We start from the raw sequence: 17,583 nt of genomic DNA on the forward strand, positions 1-17,583 counted from the left end.
TACAATCGAACCTGAACAGCTGTTCCAAGCCGGCCTTCATGTGAACGGCCCGGAACTCGCCACCCAAGGATTTACCGATGCCTTTGCTCCGTTACCTTGCTTCCGCCCTGTTCGCGATCGCCCTGTGCGGCGCGTCGCTGCCGGCTTCCGCGCAAAGCTTCTCCGATGTCCAGCGCAAAGACATCGAGAACATCGTCCGGGAGTACCTGATCGCCCATCCCGAGGTGCTCGAAGAGGCGATGGCCGAACTGACGAGGCGGCAGTCCGCCGCCGAAGCCGAGAAGCATCAGGCCGGCATCGCCAAGAACGCCAATGCGATCTTCAACTCGCCCCGCAACGTGACGCTCGGCAACAAGGACGGCGACGTCACCTTCGTCGAGTTCTTCGATTACAATTGCGGCTACTGCAAGCGCGCGATGCTCGACATGATGGAATTGATGAAGGGCGATCCCAAGCTCAAGGTCGTGCTCAAGGAATTCCCGGTGCTGAGCACAGGTTCGGTCGAAGCCGCCCAGGTCGGCGTCGCGGTGCGGATGCAGGATCCGACCGGAAAGAAATATCTCGACTTCCACCAGAAGCTGCTCACCGGCCGCGGTGCCGCCGACAAGGCCCGTGCCATGGCGGTCGCCAAGGAAGCCGGCCTCGACATGGCCAAGCTCGAAAAGGATCTGGCAAGCCCCGAGATTCGCGCCACGCTCGAGGAGAACATGAAGCTCGCCGAAGCCATGGGCATGAACGGCACCCCGAGCTATGTGATCGGCAAGCAGGTCGTGATCGGCGCGGTCGGCGTCGAGACCCTCAAGGAAAAGATCGGCATCGCCCGCTGCGGCAAGGCGACTTGCTGAAGCCAGACGCCGGGTTTCATTCGACGGACAAAATCCGGCTGCATCGCAGCCGGATTTTTTTTGCCCGCACGCTTGCTGCGACTGAACCGCGGCGACGCTGCCGGCCACTAAGAGGGCTCGAACCAACAGGACCCCCGCATGAGCCTGGCGCCGCCAACCACCGCTTACGACCTCGAACTGCTCAAGACCGCGCCCGCCCGCGGCACCGATACCGATCACGGCTGGTGCTACGGCCTGCCGCCGGGAATTAGCGAGAGCCAATGGCCGCTCAGCCCGTATGACGGCTTTCCGATGCAGCCCTGCTTCACGCTGAAGCTGCCCGAGCAGTATCGCGCCAAAGGCGCGGACTATGTCGCGCTCACGATGTTCGCCGATCAACAGCATGACGAGCCGCGCGAAGTCGAAGCCGTGGCCGAATATCTTGCGTCAGACGCATCGGACCGTCCGGCCGATCCCGATCTGTTGCCGTTCTGGCTCTACAAGCAGAACCGGCACCCGATGGAATTTCGGATGAAGGACGTCATCGACCACAACTTCGCAGCGATCTGGCTGACGGAAGCCGAGTTCGCAGCACCGCTGTGTCAGCCCCCTCGCCTCGCCGGCAACGCGCTGCTGCAAGCGAATTCGCCGCCGCCCTGGCTTGAGAGCGGTTCGGCGCGCGCGGTGTTCGATCTTCAGATCGGCCGCTATGACAACGTCGATGAAATCGTCAACAAGTACTGGTACCGGCTGTTCGGGCGCGTGCCCGAGATCGGCCACCACGCCTACGGCATTGCGCTCGCGGTGCGCGACGGCGATCCCAATGTCGGCCGTCCGCCGCGCGACAAGCTGTTGCACAAGGATGAACTCGGCGACTACATCGCGCCCTACAGCAAGGGCGCCGAGCGGTTCGAACTGGAGCGGCTGTCGGGGCGCAATCACCTCGGCGGCACGATGTTTCCCTGCCAATGGACGCCGAAGTACAGCGCGACCTATCTCGAAATCGAAGAGCATTTTGGCGGCTTCAATTTCGGCGGCGGCAACGCTCAGCTCGATCTCGAAACGATGGAGTTCGACTGGGCCTGCGGTTGACAGCGTTTTCGAGCGAAAGCCTCTCCCGCATTTGATGCGGGGTGGGCACCGGTTCGGGTCAAGAAAACGCGTCTTGCCAAGTCGAGTTTCAAATTCACCTCGCATTCATCAAACAAATCTGATGGAACCGCGAATAGACAGGAACATCGCACATCTCCTTTCGTTGTCGGTGCGGGCAATGCATCCACGTGAGGAGAAACGTATGACCAATCGCTTTTTGATTTCGGCCGCAGCGGCGGCGCTGATCGCCGGCACCGGGTTTGCGAATGCGCAGGGTACCGGCATGAGCCGCGAAGGCGGGTCCGGTGCCGGTGGCGCCGCGACCCAGCAGACCGCACCGTCACCGGGCGGAGCTGGCACGATGCAGCGTGATCCCGGCGGCGCTTCCGACATGAAGGGCACAAAGGGCGCGGAATCCAACGAGAAGATGCCGTCCGGCAAGAGCGCGCAGGACACCAAGTCGCCGGCGGGTGAGAAGTCGAAGAGCATGAGCTCCGAGACCGAAACCAAGGGCGGCAAGGACATGAAGGCCGAGGGCCGCGACAGCAAGAGCGGCATGGACAAGAGCGCAACCGACAGCAAGGGCGCGACCGACAGCAAGACCGGCACCGCCCAGACCAAGGGCGCGGCCGACACCAAGGCGCAGACCACGGGCAACGCCGCCACCTCGGCGACCGCAGCGCCGCCCGCTGAAAAGCGCTCCCAGATCACGACCGCCATCAAGTCGGAGACGAGCATCAAGGAAACCACCAACGTCAACTTCAATATCTCAGTTGGCACGCGGGTCCCGAGTTCGGTCCACTTCCACCCGCTTCCGCCCCGGATCGTCGAGATCTATCCGGAGTGGCGTGGCTATCAGGTGATCCTGGTGGGCGGCCGATACGTCATCGTGCGCCCGCAGACGCATGAGATCGTCTACATCATCGAAGGCTAACGGTCCCAACAGCCGCAGCTGACTTTCAACTGAGCCCCTGCCGAATCACTGGCAGGGGCTTTTTTATGCGACCTCCCAGGCCGGGCCCCTGCGGCTCACGCAAGTTGCAATTTACAACTCAAATTTGTGCCGGAGAGAAAAAACCTCGCACCAATGTTAGGCCGAAGGTCGAGAATCGAGCCGCTCTGTGTTTTGGCTTCATCCGAATCAATTTAACCAGCACATTCGTAACGGAGCAGTTTTGATCTCTATTGCGAGAGCGGGTCGGCAGCGACATCCGGCCCAAGGCCGCTTGCACGCTCAACCCAATTTCCTGCAAGGCTTCGCACCGTGGTTGCGTTCTCGATTATTTCGATCGGCGCCTGACAGGAGCCGCATTTCTGATTTTGAAGCCTGGGGGCCGATTTGATGAAGCTCAGTTCAATTGCGCCGGTCGCATCTTCACTTCGTCTCGTGTCATTGTTCGGTGGCTGCGCGGTAGCCGTGACGCTGTTGGGCGCCAGCCCCGCCTTCGCCGGCTGTAACTCGGGCAACGCTGCGAACACGCTTTTGCTGAGCGACGCCGCCTGCCAAGCCACTGCGACAGGTGCAGACAGCACAGCTGTCGGCGCCGGTGCCACTGCCGCAGGCTCCGGTGCTTCGGCATATGGCCGTTCGGCAACCGCAGGCGTGGGCGGCAGCAGCGATGGCGACACAGCCGTCGGTTTTTTCAGTACCGCTACCGGCGCTGCTACTGAGGCGGCGACGGCGCTGGGAAGCTTCGCCAATGCGAACGGCGCCGGAGCAACAGCAGTCGGCAATGATGTGTCGGCGAACGGCGGCGGTGCGGTCGCGCTCGGCGGCGACGACCCGCTTGCCGGAGGAACCCAGGCCAATGGCGCGGCGAGCACCGCCATCGGCGCTGGCGCCAGATCGACCGCCGCGAACGCCACCTCCCTTGGCAATACCGCCCGCGCCACCGGCGCCTCTTCGACCGCCATCGGCAGCGGCGGCGCAGGCTCACGGCAGACGATTGCCGCGGGCGGCTTCAGCACTGCGATCGGCACCGGCAACCAGATCGCCGTGTCCGGCACCGGCGCGACGGCTATCGGCGACGGTAACACCGCGAACGGTGCGTTCAGCACCGCGCTGGGCAATTTCAACACCACAGCTGGCGCCAACGCGGTAGCAATCGGTACCAGCAACACCGCCTCGGGCCTGCGTTCGGCCGCGATCGGCAGCAACGCGGTGGCTTCGGGAGCGGATTCGATCGCAATGGGCACGTCAGCCTCGGCGACCGGAATCTCCGCGACCGCACTTGGCAACGGCTCGTCCGCAAACTTCGCGCACTCCACCGCCATCGGCAACGGAGCGAGCACGACCCGGGCCAACCAGCAAAGCTTCGGCACGGCGACGAACACCTACACGATGGCCGGCCTCAACTCCGCGGCCAGCCTGGCCGCGCAGACCGGCCCGGTCCGCGTGGTGACGACGGACGGCAACGGCAATCTGGCAACCGCGGCGTTCGCGAGCCAGCAGGACATCTCCGGACTTCAGTCCAGCGTCACCGCACTGCAGGGGCAGATCCGGCAGGCTTTCGAGGGCACAGCGATCGCGGTCGCCATGGGGGGCGGAACGCTGCCTGACAACAAGAAGTTCGCGATCTCGAGCAATTGGGGCACCTTCCGCGGCGAGAACGCCATGTCCCTCACCGGCATGGCCCGCATCAGCCAGAACGTCGTAATCAATGGCGGCGTCGCCGCCGGCTTCCAGCAAGGCGGCGTCGCCGGGCGCGCGGGCGTGACCTACGCCTGGTAAACGAGGAGTGCTGGCCGTTTCGCGCTACATCAGACGAGGTGTTGTTATCGCAATCGCGTGGGCGACCGTGGGTTCGGTCGCCAATGCACAAGCGCCTGCGCCCGCACCCAAGCAGGCGCAGATCGACCGCAACGGCGTCATCATCCTGGTCCGCTCGGCGCTGCTTGCGCTCGACCAGGCCAACAAGACCGGCAATTACACCGTGCTGCGGGATTTGGGCGCGCCGGCTTTTCAGGTCAACACCGCAGCACGCCTCGCCGAAATTTTCGCAGCACAGCGGCGCGACAATGTCGACTTGTCCGGTGTGGCAGTGATCGATCCGCAGCTCAGTCTGCTGCCGCAGATTGAAGCCAACGGCATGATGCGGATGGCAGGTTTCTTTCCCTCGGTGCCGACGCAGGTCAATTTCGAGCTGACCTACGCGCCGGTAGGGGTCAGTGGCGGCTGTTCGGCATTTCGGTCAATCTCGGTTCTTCCGCGCCCGTGCCGCCGCCGGAGCTGCAACCCCCCGCCTCCCCGGCCGCAGCCGCCAAGAACGGCGGTCCAGCCGCCGCGCCGAAAGCCGCACCGCGCCCCCCAAGCAACTCACGCCGGGGCCCGCTCCATCAACACCAAAACCCTGAGACGGCGGGCTGCTGTCTTCAACCTCGCTAGCCAAGTGGTTAACGTGCAGAATCAGTAGGTTCCGCAAGCCTTTTTTCGAACTGGATGAGGCATTTGTGCCATTCTTGAGACGCCTGAAGGCTTCCCCTTGGCCGCGTTGTTACCTATAACCCCGCGACCTACCCGCCCCCTTTTGCTGGAATTCTGGATGGCCCAGGCCCCTGCCCCGACAATCCTTGTGCTCAACGGCCCGAACCTCAATTTGCTGGGGACGCGCGAGCCCGAGACCTATGGCCACGCCACCCTCGCCGATGTCGAGAAATTGTGCGCGGAGACGGCCACGCAATTCGGCCTCGTGGCCGATTGCCGGCAGTCCAACCGCGAGGGCGAGCTGATCGATTTCATCCATGAGGCCCGCGCCAAGAAAATGGTCGGCATCATCATCAATGCCGGCGGCTATTCCCACACGTCGATCGCGCTGCATGACGCGCTGGTCGGGGTGAAGATCCCGACCGTTGAAGTGCACATCAGCAATATCCACGCCCGCGAGAGTTTCCGGCACCATTCGTTCACGGCCAAAGCCGCCTTCGCATCGCTGTGCGGGTTCGGCATCGACGGCTACCGGCTCGCAATCAACGGCCTTGCCGCCAAAATCGGCGTCAAGGCGAAAGCCTGATATCAAAAGCCTGGCGCTTCAGCCGTCATCACCCAGAGAATTCCGGACCCCGCATATGGCGAGCAAGCCTGACAACAAATCAGCCGCAAATTTCAAGAGCGACGACAGTGCGCTGATCCGCGAACTGGCGTTGCTGCTGGATGAAACCAGCCTCACCGAAATCGAGATCGAGCGCGCCGGCCTGCGGGTGCGCGTGGCGCGCAACATCACCGTCACAGCTTCGATGCCGGGCAATTACCAGCAGGCCCCGTCGGCGCACGCGGCACCGGCCGCCAACGTGACCCCGGCGGCGATCGCCGATCTGGCCAAGCATCCCGGCGCCGTCCCCTCGCCGATGGTTGGCACCGCCTATTCGGCGCCCGAACCCGGCGCCAAGCCGTTCATCGAGGTCGGCACCAAGGTGTCGGTGGGACAGACCCTGCTGATCATCGAAGCCATGAAGACGATGAACCAGATTCCATCGCCGCGCGCGGGCACCGTGACGCAGATTCTCGTCGAGGACGGCCAGCCGGTCGAATTCGGCGAGCCGTTGGTGATCATTGAATAGAATCCGTCAACGTCAGGCGCTGCGATGTTCGACAAGATCCTGATAGCCAATCGCGGTGAGATCGCGCTGCGCGTGCTGCGCGCGTGCAAGGAGCTCGGCATCTCCACGGTCGCCGTGCATTCCACCGCCGACGCCGACGCGATGCATGTGCGGCTTGCCGACGAAAGCGTCTGCATTGGGCCGCCGCCGTCGAAGGACAGCTATCTCAACATCCCCTCGCTGCTCGCGGCCTGCGAGATCACCGGCGCCGATGCCGTGCATCCCGGCTACGGCTTCCTGTCCGAGAACGCCCGCTTCGCCGAAATCCTCGCCGAGCACAATCTGCATTTCATCGGCCCGAAGGCCGAGCACATCCGCCTGATGGGCGACAAGATCGAAGCCAAGAGGACCGCCAAGAAACTCGGCATTCCCGTGGTGCCCGGCTCCGACGGCGCGGTCGGCCCCGAAGACGACGCGATGGCGATCGGCGAGGCGATCGGCTTTCCGGTGCTGGTCAAGGCCGCTGCCGGCGGCGGCGGACGCGGCATGAAAGTCGCGCACACGGCCGATGAGCTGTTGATGGCGCTCTCGACCGCCTCCAACGAGGCAAAATCCGCGTTCGGCGACGCTTCGGTCTATCTCGAGAAATACCTGACCAAGCCGCGCCACATCGAAATCCAGGTGCTGGGCGACGGCCGCGGCGGCGCCATCCATCTCGGCGAACGCGACTGTTCGCTGCAGCGCCGCCACCAGAAGGTCTGGGAAGAAGGCCCCTCACCGGTTCTCTCCGCCGCCGCGCGCGCCAAGATCGGCGCCACCTGCGCCAAGGCGATGCAGGACATGAAATATCTCGGTGTCGGCACCATCGAGTTTCTGTACGAGGACGGCGAGTTCTATTTCATCGAAATGAACACCCGCATCCAGGTCGAGCATCCCGTTACCGAAAGCATCACCGATATCGATCTCGTGCTGGAACAGATCCGCATCGCCGCCGGCGGCGACCTGCCGGCGACGCAGGACGAGATCACCATCATCGGCCACGCCATCGAGTGCCGCATCAACGCGGAAAATCCGCAGACGTTTCGTCCCTCGCCGGGCAAGATCACGCAATTCCATCCACCCGGCGGCCTCGGCGTCCGGATCGATTCCGCCGTCTATCAGGGTTATGTCATCCCGCCCTATTACGACTCGCTGGTCGGCAAGCTAATCGTTCACGGCAAGACCCGCGGCGAATGCCTGATGCGGCTGCGCCGCGCGCTGGACGAGATGGTGGTCGAAGGTATCGAGACCACCCTGCCGCTGTTCCGCGCCCTGGTCCGCGAGCCCGGCATCATCGACGGCGACTACCATATCCATTGGCTCGAGCAGTATCTCGCCGGCCAGGCGGAAAAGACCAAGACTTCCTGAGCCACGCGCTGAACCGGCCCTGCTGCCCGTGGAACCAATCGTTCCCCCTGGGCGTTGAGCGGTATTGGGGGCCTGTCTGGCAGGGGCGGTTTGTTTCGTTTGTTCATGACGCGAGATCATTGTGAACACTAAAGCCCAGCGCCGTCGCGCTTTGGGGCAAATCCTGCTGCTTGCGGCGGGTTTTGCGGTGCTGGTGGCGATCAGCGCCTTATCGGTCATTCTCGTTCATGAGGCCCGCAAGGACAGCGGCAAGGTCGTGCATACGGTCGAGGTCGAGAACCAGCTTTCGACCTTGCTGTTGCAGATCCGCCGCGCCGAAAGCTCGGCGCGCGGCTATCTGTTGACCTCAGAGCCACGCTTCCTGACCGAGCATGAATCCGCCACCGCGACCATCCTCCCCGATATCGACAAGCTGACCCGGCTGACTTCGGACAATCCGGTCCAGGCCGAGAACGCCCGGCAGCTGCGGCCGCCGGTCGAAGCCCGGCTGGCCGAATTTGCCAAGGCCATCGCATTCGTCAAACGCAATGATCTCGCCGGCGGCATCGCGATGCTGCGTGAGGCCGGCGCCAGCGACTCCGTCCAGAAGATCGGCGAGCTCAGCAACGCGATGCGCGCCGAGGAGGACCGCCTGTTCGCTCTGCGCACCGCGACCGCGGACCGTACCCAGCAACTGGCTTCGGCGGTGACGGTGGCGGGTTCCGGCCTCGTGGTCGCGCTCGCTGGCATCTCGATCTTCCTGGTGCGCCGCTCCTCGCGCGCCCGCGACGATGCCGAAACCCAATTGCGCGACAACAATATCAACCTCGAGACCACGATCGACGAGCGCACCGCCGATCTGCGCGAAGCCAATGACGAGATCCAGCGCTTCGCCTATATCGTCAGCCACGATCTGCGCTCGCCGCTGGTGAACATCATGGGCTTTACCAGCGAACTTGAGGAACTGCGCGGCGACATCTTCAAGCGGATCGCGACCCTGGCGCGCGCGCAATCGGCCGCGCCGGCGACAGCTGATAACGCCACCGACAGCGCCGAGCCCGTCCTCGAAGGACCCGACAAGCAATTGTCGGAAGACTTCACCGAGGCGCTGGGTTTCATCAAATCCTCGATCGCCAAGATGGATCGGCTGATCTCGGCCATCCTCAACCTCACCCGCGAAGGCCGGCGCGAATTCGAACCGGTGCGGATCGAAACCCGCGAACTGATCGAGGGCATTGTCGCGACGGTGGCGCACCAGGCCGCTGAAGCCGAAGCGCAGATCCGGATCGAACCGCTGCCGAACATCGTCAGCGACCGTCTGGCGCTGGAGCAGATTTTCTCCAATCTGATCGAAAATGCGCTGAAATACCTCAAGACCGGCGTTCCCGGCGACATCCAGGTGCGCGGCCGCACCAAACTCGGCTTTGCCATTTTCGAGATTACCGACAATGGGCGCGGCATTGACCCCAAGGACCATCAGCGCATTTTCGAGCTGTTCCGCCGCGCCGGAACCCAGGACAAACCCGGGCAAGGCATTGGCCTTGCCCACGTCCGCGCGCTGGTGCGGCGGCTCGGCGGAACCCTGTCGGTCACCTCGGAACTTCACAACGGCAGCACATTCACGATTACACTGCCGATCAATTGGACCATTCGTAACCGGAACACACAGTCATGAGTAATCCAGTCACTATCATCATGATCGAGGACGATGAGGGCCACGCCCGGCTGATCGAGCGGAACATCCGCCGTTCCGGCGTCAACAACGAGATCATCCCGTTCACCAGCGGTACAGCTGCGCTGAAGTACCTGTTCGGCAAGGATGGAACGGGCCTTGTTCACAAGGGCAACGCGCTGTTGATCCTGCTCGATCTCAACCTGCCCGACGCGTCGGGCATCGATATCCTGAAGCAGGTCAAGGACAACAAATATCTCAAGGCGACCCCGGTCGTTGTGCTGACCACGACCGACGATTCCCATGAAATAAAGCGTTGCTACGACCTCGGTTGCAACGTGTACATCACCAAGCCGGTGAATTACGAAAGCTTCGCCAACGCCATTCGCCAGCTCGGCCTGTTCTTTTCCGTCATCCAGGTACCGCCAGCCGCCACATGACAACAGCCACGCCGACACTGCTGTATATCGATGATGACGCCGCTTTGGCGCGGCTGGTCGATCGCGGCCTGACGCGGCTCGGCTTCAAGGTGGTGCATGCCGCCGATGGCCAGCAGGGCCTCGACCGCCTGGCGCAAGGCGGCATCGACGCCATCGCGCTCGACCAGTACATGCCGGGTCTCGACGGCCTCGAAACGCTGGAGCGGATTCTGGCAATCCCGGGTGCGCCGCCGGTCGTGTTCGTCACGGCCTCGCAGGATTCGGCGATTGCCGTCACCGCTCTGAAGGCGGGCGCGGCGGACTATCTCGTCAAGGACGTGCAGGGCGAGTTCATTCCCCTGCTCCAGGTCGCCGTTAACGGCGCGCTGCGGCAGGCGGAGATTCAAAGAGCCCGCGACGAGGCCGAGGCCGAAGTCCACGCCTCGCGCGACCGCTACGCGGCGCTGGCCGCCGAGCGCGAGGTGCTGCTGCGCGAGGTCAATCACCGCGTCGGCAACTCTCTGCAGATCATCGCCTCATTGTTGCATCTGCAGGCCAATTCCACGACCCAGGACGACGTCAAGGCGGCGCTCACCAATGCGATGGGGCGCGTCGCCGCGGTCGCCCAGGTCCATCGCCGGCTCTACACCTCGCACGATCTGAAGAGCGTGCTCTTGAACCAGTATCTCGAGGCGCTGCTGGAGGATCTTCGGCGCTCGGCCGAGGGCAATCGGATGTCGCGGCTGACGCTGAAGGCCGAGCCAATCGAGATCGACCCCGATCGTGCGGTGGCGATCGGCATCATCGTCAATGAGCTGATCATGAACGCCGTCAAATACGCCTACCCCGACGGCGCCGGCCCGATCCACGTCGAGCTCAAGCCGCTCGGCGACGAACTCCTGCTGTCGATCACCGATGACGGCGTCGGCCTCAACGTCAAGGCCGACCCACGTTCTACCGGCATGGGACAGCGCATCGTCTCGGCCATGGCATCAAAGCTCGAAGCCGACGTCGCGCGCGATCCCGACCATGCCGGCACAAAGATCGTGCTGCGCTTTGCCCGCGTCAACAAGCCGGCGCCGCGGCCGAATGAAGCCGCGGCTGGGTAATACGCCTTTTGCGGAATTTGAACTGCGACCTGCTAAAAGCGTGCTCCGGAGAGCCTCGACTCTTGTTTTGACGCGTTTTCTTTACGCGAACCGGTATCCACTTCGCTCGAAAACGCTCTAGCTCGGCGCAAGTCCGGCCTCGCGTATAATCGCTGCGTTCTCTTCGAATTCCTTCTTCTGGAAACTCGCAAAGCCTTCCGGACTTGCGGAGCCCCGGAGCTCCAAACCCTCCTTGGCGAGAGTCTGTTGCAGCGACTTGTCCCCTATCACCGTTTGGATCGCCGCGTGCAGCTTTGTCACGACGGCCACAGGGGTCTTCGCGGGTGCGAAGAGGCCAAACCATCCAACCGAATCCAATCCCTTGAGGCCAAGTTCGTTGGCTGCCGGAATATCCGGCATGACGGAGGAGCGCTCCGCGCTCGTTGCGCACAGCGCCACAAGTGCACCTGAGTTGACATGCGGCAGGATCGTAGGCGGCGTTCCGATGATCATCGGAATGTTGCCACCCAGAACGGCGGTAACGGTTTCAGCGCCGCCCTTGAAGGGAATGTTGACAAGCTTGATCCCGGCGATTTTGGAGATCTGGACGGCCGGTATCTGGAAGCCGACGTTGGAAGTGCCGTAGAACACACCATCACGCTCGCCTTTTGCTTTCGCCAGGAATTCTGCCCAATTCTTCACACCATACGCAGCTGATACGGCCACCAGACTCGAATTCGTTGTAACCTGGGAAATCGGCGCAAGCGCCGTCAGTGGATCATACGATAGCTTCAGCATCGTCGGCGCGATCACCTGGGAGACGTTCGCGCCGAGAAAAAGCGTATGTCCATCCGGTTCGGCGCGCAGGGCCTGCACGGCCGCGAGCGTCGAAGATGCACCAGGAACGTTCTCGATCAAATGCTTGGCGCCCAATACTGCATCGAGGCGATGTGCAAATTGGCGCATCGTCAAATCGGCTGAGCCGCCCGGAGGGAACCCGACAAGAAAACGGATGATTTTTGATGGGTACTGCTGCGCGCGTGAGGCGGTCGGCAATACGGCGGCTGCAGCGGTTGCAATCGAGCGTTGCAGAAAGCGGCGTCGGTTCATTTTCGTTCCTCCAGTCCCCCGGCGGCGGTACTTCTTTTTCCCGGTATCCAGGCCGCGCCGCCGCTTTTTTTCAAGGCATAGCACAGGCCACCGGCTCCCTGCTATTCTCCCGCCATGACATCGCGCGAGTCTGCCGTTTCCGAAATCACGCCCGAGGTGCTGCTGCGCGCCTATGCCTGCGGCATCTTCCCGATGGCCGAAAGCGCCGATGACCCCACCCTGTTCTGGGTCGAGCCGGAAATGCGCGGGGTGATCCCGCTCGACGGCTTTCGCATCGCCTCGCGGCTTGCGCGCACGGTGCGCTCCGACGCCTTCACCGTCACCGTCGACACCGCCTTCAAGGCGGTCATTGCGGGCTGCGCGGCGCCGCAGGCCGGGCGCGACGACACCTGGATCAACAAGCGGATCCGCGATCTCTATGGCGGGCTCTACCAGATCGGGCACTGCCACAGCGTCGAGGTCTGGCAGAACGGCGATCTGGTCGGCGGCCTATATGGCGTCAGCCTGGGCCGCGCCTTCTTCGGCGAGAGTATGTTCCACACCGCCAGAGACGCCTCGAAGGTGGCGCTGGTTCATCTGGTGGCACGGCTGATCGCGGGAGGGTTTGAACTGCTCGACACGCAATACGTCACGGAGCATTTGAAGAGCTTTGGCGCGGTCGAAATATCCAGGCGCCGCTACCGCACCATGCTCGACAAGGCTATCGCAGGCGAGCCCGCGGACTTTTTGAGGTTGCCGTCCGACGGGCCGGTCGACGGCGCCGACGCGCTGGCGATCATCGCTGCGCGCGGCTGAAGCCTGGACTTTCTGGCCGTGGAGCCTGTCCTTTCGGACAGTATCGATTGCACGATTCCCCGTTTAGTCTCAGTCTAGGGGTTTGGGGCCACCCAAGCCGACAGATTTTGAGTCCGCGGCCAATGAAGGATATCCCTCGCTGGCTGCCTAAAATTGCTGAGTGCTCCTGGCCATGATCGCACAGTTGACACGATACGAGCGGCAACTTGCACTTTTCATCCTGCTGGCACTGTCCATTTGCGGACTTGCGATGGCGGTGGCCGGAACCGGGGATCCCCTTGGGGTTCACGGCGCCATCGTGCTGCTGGCCGCCATTGCCGGCACATTCATGGTCATCTCCGGATACTACGAGCCTGAACCTTCCGACGATCGTCTGGACCGCTATTTCGACGATCCCAGTCGGGTGGGCATTATCCTTGCTATGGTTTGGGTCGTAGCCGGACTTTTCGTCGGCGACTGGATCGCATGGCAGCTCGCCTATCCCGACCTGACGTTCGACGCTGCATGGTCGAGCTTCGGGCGCCTGCGTCCCGTGCACACCTCGGGTGTGATCTTCGGCTTCGGCGGTAATGCGCTGATCGCAACCTCGTTCTACGTCCTGCAGCGGACCACGCGCGCGCGCCTGCCCGACCAGTTGAGCCCGTGGTTCGTGCTGCTGGGGTACAATCTGTTCTGTGTCATCGCCGCGACCGGCTATCTGATGGGCGTCACGCAGTCGAAGGAATATGCCGAACCGGAATGGTATGCGGACATCTGGCTGGTGGTTGTGTGGGTGACCTATTTCATCATCTACCTGCGCACACTGGTTCGCCGCAAGGAACCCCATATCTACGTTTCGAACTGGTACTATATGGCCTTCATTCTGGTCGTGGCGATCCTGCACATCGTCAACAATCTGGCGATCCCGGTATCGCTCGGCCATGCCAAGAGCTACTCGGCATTCTCCGGCGTGCAGGATGCGATGACGCAGTGGTGGTACGGTCACAACGCCGTCGCGTTTTTCCTGACCGCCGGCTTCCTCGGCATGATGTATTACTACCTGCCTGTCCGTGCCGGCCGCCCGATCTTCTCCTATCGACTGTCCATCATCAGCTTCTGGGGCATCACCTTCATGTACATGTGGGCGGGCTCGCACCACCTGCACTACACGGCATTGCCACAATGGGTGCAGACGCTCGGCATGACGTTCTCGATCATGCTGCTGGTCCCGTCATGGGCCTCGGCCGGCAACGCCCTGCTCACCCTGAACGGCGCCTGGCACAAGGTTCGCGACGATGCGGTCCTGCGCTTCATGATGGTCGCGGCGGTGTTTTACGGCCTGGTCACCTTTGAAGGCTCGTTCATGGCCATCCGTGCGGTGAACTCGCTGTCGCATTACACGGACTGGACCGTCGGCCACGTCCACGCCGGGGCGCTCGGCTGGGTCGCGATGATTACATTCGGCGCGATCTATGCCTCGGTGCCGTGGCTTTGGAAGCGCGAGCGGATGTATTCCGGCAGGCTGGTCGAAGTGCATTTCTGGCTCGCGCTTGCCGGAACGGTCATTTACGTTTTTGCGATGTGGAATTCCGGCATCATCCAGGGCTTGATGTGGCGGACCTACAATGAAAGCGGAACGCTTGCCTATTCGTTCGTAGAATCCATGGTCGCGATGCGTCCCTATTACATCGCTCGCGCCATCGGCGGGCTGCTGTTCCTGATTGGGGCGCTGGTCGCCTGCTACAACATCTGGATGACGATACGGACGGCCGACCAGCCGGCCGACCAACGGCTGGGTGACCGTCCCGTGCCGGCGCTTGCAGGCGGTACCGCGCCTCAACCGGCGGAGTGAGCGCATGTTCAACCTCCATTACCGCCTTGAACGCAAGACCATCGGCTTTCTGCTCGCCATCATCGGTGTGGCCAGCATCGGCGGCGCGGTCGAGATCATCCCGCTGTTCACGATCCATCAGACCGTCGAAGATGCGCCGAATATGCGGGTTTACACCCCGCTCGAAATCGCCGGCCGCAACATCTACATCCGCGAAGGCTGTTACGCCTGCCATTCGCAGATGATCCGTACCTTGCGCGACGAGGTCGAGCGCTACGGCCCGTATTCGCTCGCCGTCGAATCCAAGTATGATCATCCGATGCTCTGGGGATCGAAGCGAACCGGTCCCGATCTTGCGCGCATGGGCAACAAATATTCGGACGAATGGCACGTGCGGCATCTCAACAATCCCCGCGACGTGGTGCCGGAGTCGGTGATGCCGCACTACTCCTGGCTCGGGCGTACCGAGCTGCGGAGCGAAGACCTCGGCCGGCATATGGTGGCGCTGCGTCGGGTCGGGGTGCCCTATACCGACGACATGATCGCAAACGCGAGGTCGGATGCCTACGGTCAGGCGGCGCCCGATACGCCTTTCGCCGAAGGGGTCACCAAGCGATATGGCGCGGCGACGAATGTAAGGGCCTTCGACGGCAAACCGGGCAATCTTACCGAACTCGATGCCCTGGTCGCCTATCTGCAGATTCTCGGCAAGCTGACCGATGCTGCGCACAAGCCGGTCGCCGCGGCGGGAGGTTGATCATGGACAATGATTTTGCGGTCTGGTTCTCGAAGTCATTCGGCCTGTTTTATCTGATCGCGCTCTCGATCGGCGTGCTGGTCTATGCGTTCTGGCCGTCGAACAAGAAGCGGTTTGACGAAGCCGCGCAATCCATTCTCGGCCATGAGGACAAGCCGCACAGGGATCAGCCATGGCGGTAGAAGAACGCGATCCATACACCGGCCACATGACCACCGGCCATGAATGGAACGGCATCAAGGAATTGAACACGCCGGTGCCACGCGCGGTCTTTTTCTTCCTGATCGTGACGGCCTTGTTCTCTGTCGGCTACTGGATCCTGATGCCGGCGTGGCCGCTCGGGGTGACCTACACCAAGGGTCTGCTCGGCATCGACCAGCGCAACATCGTCACCGAAAGCGTGAAGCAAGCCGCCCTCGAACGGGGCGTCTGGACCAGCCGCATCGAGGCTGAAAGCTTCAAGGACATCCCGGCCGATCCGCGCCTGATGGAACGGGTGCGGCAGACCGGCCGAACGCTGTTCGGGGACAATTGCGCGGCGTGCCACGGATCGAATGCCCGGGGCGGCCACGGATTTCCGAACCTGACGACGGCGTCATGGCTATGGGGCGGCGATCCCGAAAGCATCGCCGAAACGATCCGCGTCGGCATCAATTCGGCCCATCCGCAGACCAGGACGTCGCAAATGATGGCGTTCGGGCGCGATCAGATGCTCAAGAAGGACGAGGTCGAAAACGTCGTGAACTATGTGCGCAGCCTCTCCGATCCGGCCGTCGCAAAGGACGTACCCGCGGCAAGGATCGAAGCCGGCAAAGCCGTCTTCGCCGCCAATTGCGTCGCCTGCCACGGTGACGACGCCAAGGGCAAGACTGATCTCGGTGGACCCGACCTCACCGATCGATTTTGGATCTACGGTGGCGATGCGGAATCGATCACCACGACAGTGTGGGGCGGCCGGCAAGGGCAGATGCCCAGCTGGGAAGGAAGATTGTCTGCGCTCGACCGCAAGATACTCGCGCTTTACCTGTTCGATCTTCGACGGGAGCAACGATGAGCAACGCCGGTGCAGCGACAGGGCCATTCAGGACAAGGGTCGTCGTCTGGACCGCGGTCTGTGCCGGGCTGCTGCTGCTGCTGATCGCCAATTCGCACCTGGTCTATATGGCGATCATATCGCAACCGGAATGCGTTGCGCATGTTCGCCAGGGTGAAGGCGGCCTTGGGGACGGAAAATTCAGCGCAGCAAGGTCGTCATGCACGCCGCGATGAGAATGCAGGGAGGCCAACGATGATTTCGATCCCGGATGTTGTTCCGCCACTGCCGCGAGAGCATACGTGGAAGCGAAACGTCGCCCCCGCAGCAGCCTGGGACTGGCTTGCGGCCGGCTGGCGCGATTTTAGGATTAATCCGGTCACCAGCATCAGTTACGGGGTACTTGTATTTCTGGTGTCGGTCGTCACCACCGTCGGCCTGTTTGCCCTGCGCCTCGACTATATCCTGCTTCCGGCGTTTGCGGGCTTCATGGTGGCTGGGCCGGTCATTGGAATCGGACTATACGAAAAGAGTCGGCGTATCGAGGAAGGCAGGCCCGTCAGCCTCTGGCAGATGATCTTCGTCAAGCCGGAATCGGGCGGCCAGATACTGTTTGCCGGCGTCCTGCTTTTCATGTTGACGCTGTTGTGGATGCGCGCCGCGGTCATCCTCTATGCGCTGTTTTTCGGCCTGCGTCCCTTTCCCGGCATCGACCACATCGTCCCGATGCTGTTCACGACCGCGATCGGCTGGGCCATGCTGGTGGTCGGCAGCGCCGTCGGCGGCCTGTTTGCAGCCTTTGCATTCGCCATCAGCGCCTTTTCCATTCCGATGCTGCTGGCCGAGCGCACCGATGCACTGACTGCGATGGGCACCAGCATGGCGCTGGTGTGGAACAATCTTGCGGTCATGCTGACCTGGGCGGCAATCATGTTGGCGTTGATCGTTCTTGCCATCGCCACCGGGCTTCTGGGAATGATCGTCATTTTCCCGGTGCTGGGACACGGAAGCTGGCACGCGTATCGAACGATGCGGCTTTAACGCGCTGCGTTTGGAGCAAT

Annotated in this window: 19 protein-coding genes; 18 read left to right on the plus strand and 1 reads right to left on the minus strand. The window is 62.5% G+C overall.

Annotated elements, in window-relative coordinates:
• Window positions 1–77: 77 nt before the first annotated feature.
• The 11 genes from ABIE49_RS01580 (at window position 78) to ABIE49_RS01630 (ending at window position 11,038) form a co-directional block, all read left to right on the plus strand.
• Window positions 78–845 (plus strand): DsbA family protein, encoded by a 768-nt coding sequence (locus ABIE49_RS01580; protein WP_192739830.1) that lies wholly within the window; start codon window positions 78–80, stop codon window positions 843–845.
• 138 nt (window positions 846–983) lie between these two features.
• Window positions 984–1,916 carry a hypothetical protein gene (locus tag ABIE49_RS01585; RefSeq protein WP_192739829.1) on the plus strand — a complete coding sequence of 311 codons (933 nt, stop codon included), beginning with the start codon at window positions 984–986 and terminating at the stop codon, window positions 1,914–1,916.
• Between the two features lie 202 nt (window positions 1,917–2,118).
• A complete protein-coding gene (locus ABIE49_RS01590; protein ID WP_192739828.1) occupies window positions 2,119–2,850 on the plus strand; it encodes a DUF1236 domain-containing protein in 732 nt (243 codons plus the stop codon).
• 408 nt (window positions 2,851–3,258) lie between these two features.
• Complete coding sequence (locus ABIE49_RS01595; protein WP_354066538.1) at window positions 3,259–4,647, plus strand: YadA-like family protein; 1,389 nt, start codon at window positions 3,259–3,261, stop codon at window positions 4,645–4,647.
• Between the two features lie 7 nt (window positions 4,648–4,654).
• Window positions 4,655–5,329: a hypothetical protein gene (locus tag ABIE49_RS01600; RefSeq protein ID WP_502915857.1), complete on the plus strand. Its 675-nt coding sequence runs from the start codon at window positions 4,655–4,657 to the stop codon at window positions 5,327–5,329.
• A gap of 129 nt (window positions 5,330–5,458) precedes the next feature.
• Window positions 5,459–5,926 (plus strand): type II 3-dehydroquinate dehydratase, encoded by a 468-nt coding sequence (aroQ, locus tag ABIE49_RS01605; protein WP_192739825.1) that lies wholly within the window; start codon window positions 5,459–5,461, stop codon window positions 5,924–5,926.
• 55 nt (window positions 5,927–5,981) lie between these two features.
• Window positions 5,982–6,473, plus strand: coding sequence for an acetyl-CoA carboxylase biotin carboxyl carrier protein (accB, locus tag ABIE49_RS01610; protein ID WP_192739824.1), 492 nt, complete (start codon window positions 5,982–5,984; stop codon window positions 6,471–6,473).
• Between the two features lie 24 nt (window positions 6,474–6,497).
• On the plus strand, window positions 6,498–7,859 hold the full coding sequence (accC, locus tag ABIE49_RS01615) for an acetyl-CoA carboxylase biotin carboxylase subunit (RefSeq protein ID WP_192739823.1): 1,362 nt from the start codon (window positions 6,498–6,500) through the stop codon (window positions 7,857–7,859).
• Between the two features lie 121 nt (window positions 7,860–7,980).
• Window positions 7,981–9,513, plus strand: coding sequence for a sensor histidine kinase (locus ABIE49_RS01620; RefSeq protein WP_192739822.1), 1,533 nt, complete (start codon window positions 7,981–7,983; stop codon window positions 9,511–9,513).
• Window positions 9,510–9,950, plus strand: a complete 441-nt coding sequence (locus ABIE49_RS01625) for a response regulator (RefSeq protein WP_192739821.1) — start codon at window positions 9,510–9,512, stop codon at window positions 9,948–9,950. The genes ABIE49_RS01620 and ABIE49_RS01625 overlap by 4 nt, the downstream gene beginning before the upstream one ends.
• Entirely contained in the window at window positions 9,947–11,038 is a 1,092-nt protein-coding gene (locus tag ABIE49_RS01630) for a sensor histidine kinase (protein ID WP_192739820.1), read from the plus strand. Before ABIE49_RS01625 ends, ABIE49_RS01630 begins: the two co-directional genes overlap by 4 nt.
• A 117-nt stretch (window positions 11,039–11,155) precedes the next feature.
• On the opposite strand, the gene ABIE49_RS01635 is transcribed toward ABIE49_RS01630, so the two are convergent.
• Entirely contained in the window at window positions 11,156–12,127 is a 972-nt protein-coding gene (locus ABIE49_RS01635) for a Bug family tripartite tricarboxylate transporter substrate binding protein (protein ID WP_192739819.1), read from the minus strand.
• Between the two features lie 114 nt (window positions 12,128–12,241).
• Between ABIE49_RS01635 and aat the strand changes: the two genes are divergently transcribed.
• The 7 genes from aat (at window position 12,242) to ABIE49_RS01670 (ending at window position 17,563) form a co-directional block, all read left to right on the plus strand.
• Window positions 12,242–12,922 (plus strand): leucyl/phenylalanyl-tRNA--protein transferase, encoded by a 681-nt coding sequence (gene aat, locus ABIE49_RS01640; RefSeq protein ID WP_192739818.1) that lies wholly within the window; start codon window positions 12,242–12,244, stop codon window positions 12,920–12,922.
• Between the two features lie 172 nt (window positions 12,923–13,094).
• Complete coding sequence (gene ccoN, locus ABIE49_RS01645; protein ID WP_192739817.1) at window positions 13,095–14,753, plus strand: cytochrome-c oxidase, cbb3-type subunit I; 1,659 nt, start codon at window positions 13,095–13,097, stop codon at window positions 14,751–14,753.
• Window positions 14,754–14,757: 4 nt separating this feature from the next.
• Window positions 14,758–15,489 carry a cytochrome-c oxidase, cbb3-type subunit II gene (gene ccoO / locus ABIE49_RS01650; RefSeq protein ID WP_192739816.1) on the plus strand — a complete coding sequence of 244 codons (732 nt, stop codon included), beginning with the start codon at window positions 14,758–14,760 and terminating at the stop codon, window positions 15,487–15,489.
• 2 nt (window positions 15,490–15,491) lie between these two features.
• Window positions 15,492–15,671, plus strand: coding sequence for a cbb3-type cytochrome c oxidase subunit 3 (locus ABIE49_RS01655; RefSeq protein WP_211994888.1), 180 nt, complete (start codon window positions 15,492–15,494; stop codon window positions 15,669–15,671).
• Window positions 15,662–16,543 carry a cytochrome-c oxidase, cbb3-type subunit III gene (gene ccoP / locus ABIE49_RS01660; protein ID WP_192739814.1) on the plus strand — a complete coding sequence of 294 codons (882 nt, stop codon included), beginning with the start codon at window positions 15,662–15,664 and terminating at the stop codon, window positions 16,541–16,543. Before ABIE49_RS01655 ends, ccoP begins: the two co-directional genes overlap by 10 nt.
• Window positions 16,540–16,758 carry a hypothetical protein gene (locus ABIE49_RS01665; RefSeq protein ID WP_192739813.1) on the plus strand — a complete coding sequence of 73 codons (219 nt, stop codon included), beginning with the start codon at window positions 16,540–16,542 and terminating at the stop codon, window positions 16,756–16,758. The genes ccoP and ABIE49_RS01665 overlap by 4 nt, the downstream gene beginning before the upstream one ends.
• A gap of 19 nt (window positions 16,759–16,777) precedes the next feature.
• Window positions 16,778–17,563, plus strand: coding sequence for a DUF2189 domain-containing protein (locus ABIE49_RS01670; protein ID WP_192739812.1), 786 nt, complete (start codon window positions 16,778–16,780; stop codon window positions 17,561–17,563).
• Window positions 17,564–17,583: the final 20 nt, after the last annotated feature.

The sequence above is a fragment of the Bradyrhizobium sp. OAE829 genome (genome assembly GCF_040546575.1).
GTDB lineage: Bacteria > Pseudomonadota > Alphaproteobacteria > Rhizobiales > Xanthobacteraceae > Bradyrhizobium.